General features: G+C 44.9%; 6 protein-coding genes. 5 read left to right on the top strand and 1 reads right to left on the bottom strand.

The features are described 5' to 3' along the window. Positions 1–92: 92 nt before the first annotated feature. The 3 genes from uvsE (at position 93) to CHI10_RS19700 (ending at position 3096) form a co-directional block, all read left to right on the top strand. Positions 93–1055, top strand: a complete 963-nt coding sequence (gene uvsE, locus CHI10_RS19690) for a UV DNA damage repair endonuclease UvsE (protein ID WP_095245886.1) — start codon at positions 93–95, stop codon at positions 1053–1055. A 117-nt stretch (positions 1056–1172) separates the two neighbouring features. After that, positions 1173–1652: a PH domain-containing protein gene (locus CHI10_RS19695; protein WP_095245882.1), complete on the top strand. Its 480-nt coding sequence runs from the start codon at positions 1173–1175 to the stop codon at positions 1650–1652. Further along, on the top strand, positions 1639–3096 hold the full coding sequence (locus tag CHI10_RS19700) for a PH domain-containing protein (protein ID WP_353615978.1): 1458 nt from the start codon (positions 1639–1641) through the stop codon (positions 3094–3096). Before CHI10_RS19695 ends, CHI10_RS19700 begins: the two co-directional genes overlap by 14 nt. 12 nt (positions 3097–3108) lie before the next feature. On the opposite strand, the gene CHI10_RS19705 is transcribed toward CHI10_RS19700, so the two are convergent. Beyond that, positions 3109–3834, bottom strand: coding sequence for a rhomboid family intramembrane serine protease (locus tag CHI10_RS19705; protein WP_095245883.1), 726 nt, complete (start codon positions 3832–3834; stop codon positions 3109–3111). A 156-nt stretch (positions 3835–3990) separates the two neighbouring features. On the opposite strand from CHI10_RS19705, the gene acpS reads away from it, so the two are divergent. Both acpS and CHI10_RS19715 read left to right on the top strand, forming a co-directional pair. Further along, positions 3991–4344 (top strand): holo-ACP synthase, encoded by a 354-nt coding sequence (gene acpS, locus CHI10_RS19710; RefSeq protein WP_095245884.1) that lies wholly within the window; start codon positions 3991–3993, stop codon positions 4342–4344. A 144-nt stretch (positions 4345–4488) separates the two neighbouring features. Continuing rightward, positions 4489–5502 carry a LolA family protein gene (locus CHI10_RS19715; RefSeq protein ID WP_095245885.1) on the top strand — a complete coding sequence of 338 codons (1014 nt, stop codon included), beginning with the start codon at positions 4489–4491 and terminating at the stop codon, positions 5500–5502. Positions 5503–5651: the final 149 nt, after the last annotated feature.

Genomic DNA, 5651 nt, shown 5'->3' on the forward strand with positions numbered 1-5651 from the left:
TTTATTTTGTCTGTACGCAGGGTGCGTCCACACATGCAATTTCTCAGCAGCTGCCGTACATACTAAGGGAAAAGCTTACGGGAGGAATCGACATGACGATTGTACGCCTTGGGTATGTTGCGATGAGTATGAATCTGAAAAACGCATCGCCATCACAAACGATGACGTTCAAACAATTCTCAAGTATAAAAGACCGTGAGGCGGCGATTTCAAGACTGGAGCGAATTGCCGTTTCCAATTTGGAGAATTGCCTGAGGCTGCTAAAGCACAATGCGGCCCATGATATCCATTTTTTTCGCTTCAGCTCACGGCTGATTCCCCTTGCTAATCATGAGGAGCTTTCTGATTGGAAGTATATGCGTCCACTCAAAGAAATTCTGTCGGGCATCGGCGACTTTCTGGATGAACATCCCATGCGTGTGGATTTTCACCCTGACCATTTTGTGCTCCTTAATACACCGAAAGTGGACACATTGAATATGTCCATCAAAACGCTGGCTATGCATGAGGCCCTGCTGAAAGGCATGCGTCTGAATCCGGCTCACCGCTGTGTTTTGCATGTTGGCGGAGGATATGATGATAAAGAAAAAGCGCTCGAACAATTTATCCATAATTGGGGCTTTACGCCTTCCGGAATCCAGCAGATGATTATTCTCGAGAATGATGATACTACCTTTACACTTGAAGATACGCTCTACCTTTGTGAAAAGCTTGGGATACCGCTTGTATTTGATTATCACCACCACCTTGCCAATTTCAAGAATGATGACTGGATAGGGCAATGGGAAAGGGTCGCAGCAACCTGGGACCATTCTGAACTGCCTGTGAAAATGCATATTTCCAGCCCCAAATCAGATAAAGACTTCAGAGCGCATGCGGATTATATTGATGCGGATATGTTCATGGAGTTTCTGCAGAACATTAAGGGGTCTGTGCCTGAGATTCATTGCATGATCGAAGCGAAAATGAAGGACAGTGCCCTGTTTAAGCTTGCAGAGGATTTGAAAAAGAACCCCAATTTGACTTTTATAGATTCATCCAGCTTTGAAATATAAACACTACCCCAATTTTTTCATAAAAGGGAGACACTTCTTTTTTGTGTCATGTATACTTATAGAAGTGAAAGAGCGGATTTTAAGCTATTAATTTTATGGAATTGCGGGGGGTACTGCATGATTACAGAGCCGCATAAAAGGATTCCGGCAAGGGGACTGCTTGCCTGGAGAATCTCCGGCACGCTCCATTCTGTTTTTCCTTTTGTGTTGTCAGGGGGCGCTATTGCTGCTGCCATCCTGTTTAATTGGCCTATTTGGGTTATTGGAGCTTCTTTAATGTTCTATTCCGCCTATGCCTACCTGGTTATTATGACTTTCCCATCATTAAGGTGGAGAAGATGGAGGTATGAGGTCCGGGAAAATGAAATAGAGCTTAAAAATGGGCTATTTGTGATAAAAAGGACGCTTGTTCCCATGATTCGGGTGCAGCATGTGGATACCAGGCAGGGGCCGATATTGAGAAAGTATCGCCTGGCTACTGTCACCATTTCGACAGCTGCCACCGTTCATGAAATACCGGCATTGGATGTGGATGAAGCCGAGGAATTGCGCTTTTTCATTTCTCAGCTGGCAAGGGCTGCAGATGATGATGTCTAATCCGAAACGGCTGCATCCAATAGCTGCGGCAGCAAATTTCCTGAAACATCTTAAGGAAATGCTGGTGCCCTTTCTTATTTTTGTCGTCTTTGGAAGCAGAGGAGGAAACGGGGAGATTTTTCAGCTTATCCTGTCTATAGGTGTCATAATCGCAGTCTTTTTAATCGGGATCCTTACCTGGTGGAGATATACCTATAGACTGGAGGAAGGCGAGCTTCGCATCGAGTATGGTGTTCTGGTAAGGAAGAAAAGGTATATTCCGCTTGAAAGAATCCAAAGTCTCGACTTATCGGAAGGCTTGCTTCAAAGACCTTTTGGACTTGTGAAAATGAAGGTGGAGACAGCGGGCTCAACCGGTGCGGGTGAGGCAGAAGCGGTATTGACGGCTATTTCCAAAGCAGATGCAGATTTCATTCAGCAGGCATTTTCAGCTGCCAAAAATAATCCTTTAGAACCGGAAGCAGCAGTGCAGAACCGGGAAGTGATTTATAAAATTACGGCCGGAGAACTTTTCCTTCTGTCATCAACTTCAGGCGGGGCAGGTGTCGTAATTTCAGCTGTCTTTGCGTTTGTTTTTCAATTTGAAGAAATCATTCCCTATGAAAAGGTGTTTGCCGGGCTCGAAGGGTTTATTGCCAACGGAATGATCTTTGTGAGTATATTGGTCTTCATTGTCTTTCTAATGGCATGGCTGATCGCTCTTATTGGAAGCATGCTGAAATATGCCGGTTTTACATTAATAAGAAGTGAGAATGAATTGATTGTCACCAGAGGCTTGCTCGAAAAGAGGCAAATGACGATCCCGCTGAACCGCATACAGGCTATTCAGATAAGGGAAAACCTGCTTAGGCAGCCATTTGGCCTGGCGACTGTTTATATTGAAAGTGCCGGAGGATCCATTGAAGACAATGAAAGCGCCCGTCTAATGATCCTGCCGATCGTGAAAAAAACTAGGATTGCCGGTTTGTTAAAGCCGCACTTGCCGCAGTATGAGCTGCAGCAGGGTTTCTTTAAAGCTCCGAAAAGAGCCCTTAACCGCTATTTATGGAGAGGATTCCTGTGGATTCTGCCTTTTGTCGCAGTACCGATACTCTTTTTCAGGCCATGGGGATATCTTTCTTTGGTGCTGCTGATCCTTGCGCTGGGATGGTCGTATCTCAAATACAGGGATGCCGGCTGGGATATCAGCTCACAGCAGCTTGCGCTCAGATATCGCGGAATTGTCAGGACAACAGTGTACTTAAGAAGAAATCGAATCCAGTCTCTCAACATGAAAGTAAGCTATTTCCAGAAAAAACGCAGTCTGGCAACCATCGAAGCTGCCGCTATGTCCGGGGCAGGCGGGACAGGGGGAACCGTACGGGATCTGGACAGGACAGATGTATATGCCATTTATAAATGGTATTCCTATACCGGACTGAAGCAAAAAGAAAAGCGCCCATGAGCGCTTTTTTCTTTATCTGGCTAAAAACCCCACTATGGCTAAAATAACGATAATTCCCCAAACAGCAAGCCTTGATGCAGGCACTCCTTTTAAAGAAGGCCTGATGCCGGAAAGTCCGCCTGACCTTATGATGCCGGATGAAGATGATGTACGGCCTTTGGCCAGAGAGGCTGCGCCAATCAGGAAGCCTGCAATCAGGCCGAATATATGTGCGGTCACATTGATGTTTGGCTGCAGGAAGGTCATAATGACCCCAATGATCGTAATGGTCAGGATGATTTGTGAGTTTTCCCTGGATAAAAGTTCTTTTCGAAAGACAAGGATGGCTGCAAAGTAGCCGAACAAACCAAAGATCGCGCCGCTGGCTCCCACGTGAATATACGTTAATGGCTCAAGGATGAGTGTAGCAATATTCGCGGCTGCGCCAGCTGTGATATAAACCAAAATGAATCTGGTTTTTCCGAGCAGCCTCTCCAGGACTGGACCGAATAGAACGAGTGAAAAGCTGTTAAATAAAACATGAGAGAAGCCGCTGTGCAGGATGATGGGGCTCAGCAGCCGCCAGTATTCACCCTCCACAATATATAAATTGACGCCTGCCAGCTTCTCAAAAATAAGCGAATTTGGGAATAGGGGAATGACAGTTAATAGATAGATGATAATATGGATACAAATGATAGCCGTAACAACTGGGTAGTAGCGGATAAATTCCTTTAAGCTTTCCGTTCTCGTAAACATGGCTCTCCTCCGTGCTTAAATAGTTATCTACATCATAGCCTGAAAAGCAGCTTTTCAGCATGCCATAACACTTACTTCAAGAGATAAAGTGTACATAATCCTGCTTCTACTGTATTCTTTATGCAGCAAATAATATAAATAGAAGGAAGATGAGAGATGATTTCCGGTATTGGGATTGATATTGCAGACCTCGAGCGGATACGGAAAATTATTGCCAGGCAGGAGCGGTTTCCTGATCGGATTTTGACCCCAAAAGAGCTGAATGGCTATCGGCAATTGCCGGAAAAAAGGCGCGCAGAGTTTCTTGCAGGAAGATTTGCGGCGAAGGAAGCCTTTTCAAAGGCGTGGGGAACCGGGATCGGCGAAGAACTTTCCTTTCAGGATATTGAAATTGAAAAGAATGAAAAGGGTAAGCCGTTTATTTCAAAGCCATTTAAAGATGGGGTTCACTTGTCGATTTCCCATAGCAGGGAGTATGCTGTGGCCCAAGTGGTTATAGAAAAAGAATGAATTTTTACTGCAGGAAGAATTTCTAAAGCTTGTCATTCCTCCTAGCATATTCCTTTAGGTTGTCTCATATATTCATAATGCGATAGGAGAGACAGGCCGGAAGTTCGGCCAATCTCACTGAAATGAGACAAAGGGGCTGAAGGAATGAAGAAAAAGTGGTTCATGCTGCTTGCCGGGCTTTTGGTTGTTCTTGCATTGTCTGCCTGTGGTTCTAAAACACAGGAGGATGTTGTGAAGGATCTTGATAAAAAGCTCGAAGACGTTAAGGGATACAAGGCAGAGGCAAAAATGACTCTGCAGATGGGAACGGACCCGCAGACATATGAAATAGAAGTGTGGCATAAAGATCCGGATTTTTACCGGGTAAACCTGAAAAACGCCCAAAAGGATCAAAGCCAGATGATTCTCAGAAACAATGACGGTGTATTTGTCCTCACTCCTGCGCTGAACAAAAGCTTCCGCTTCCAGAGTGATTGGCCGCAGAACAGCAGCCAGGCTTATTTATATGAATCATTAATCAAGGACATTATGGAGGATAAAGAAGCTAAGTTCTCCGCTACAAAAGAGCATTATGTGTTTGAAACAAAAACACGCTATCAAAATAATCAGATGCTTCCTGTACAGGAAATCAAGCTGAAGAAGTCCGATTTATCACCAGTCAGTGTGAAGGTTATGGATCCTGATAAAAATGCACTTGTAACAGTAGAATTTTCAAATGTAAAATTCAATGCCAGCTTCGATAAGAAAGACTTTGACATGCAAAAGAACATGACAGGCGCCCAGCTCGAAGTGCCAGTCATGGCCGAGGTGGAGGATCAGGAGTTCACAGTTAAATATCCGCAGATGGACATGGCGGATGTAAAGCTGGTTGATGAACAGGAAATGAAAACAGAAGACGGCAAGCGCGTTGTTTTGACATATGATGGAGAAAAGTCATTTACGCTTGTACAGGAAAAGGCCACTGTCATGCCGACATCATCCGTTGTTACATCTGTTAAAGGCGAGCCGGTTGACCTTGGCTTCACCATTGGTGCACTTTCTGACAACACCATCTCCTGGACTTACCAGGGCGTGGATTATATGATCGCATCCAACGATTTATCACCTGAAGAAATGTCCGATATTGCCCGTTCGGTACAAGGAGAAATGGTGAAATAAATCACTGCCTAAAGCAGGTCCTATAGGGGGCCTGTTTTTTGTTGGGGTGGAAAATTGGACAGGGTCGGACACCAGGTCTCGGATCTATTGCTTCGTGAGTTCGAAGAAGGACTCAGGTTCGGACACAGCATCACAGATTTAGGCATTCT

Origin of the sequence: Bacillus sp. 7894-2, assembly GCF_002272225.1 — a bacterium.
In the GTDB taxonomy this organism is placed as follows: domain Bacteria; phylum Bacillota; class Bacilli; order Bacillales; family Cytobacillaceae; genus Cytobacillus.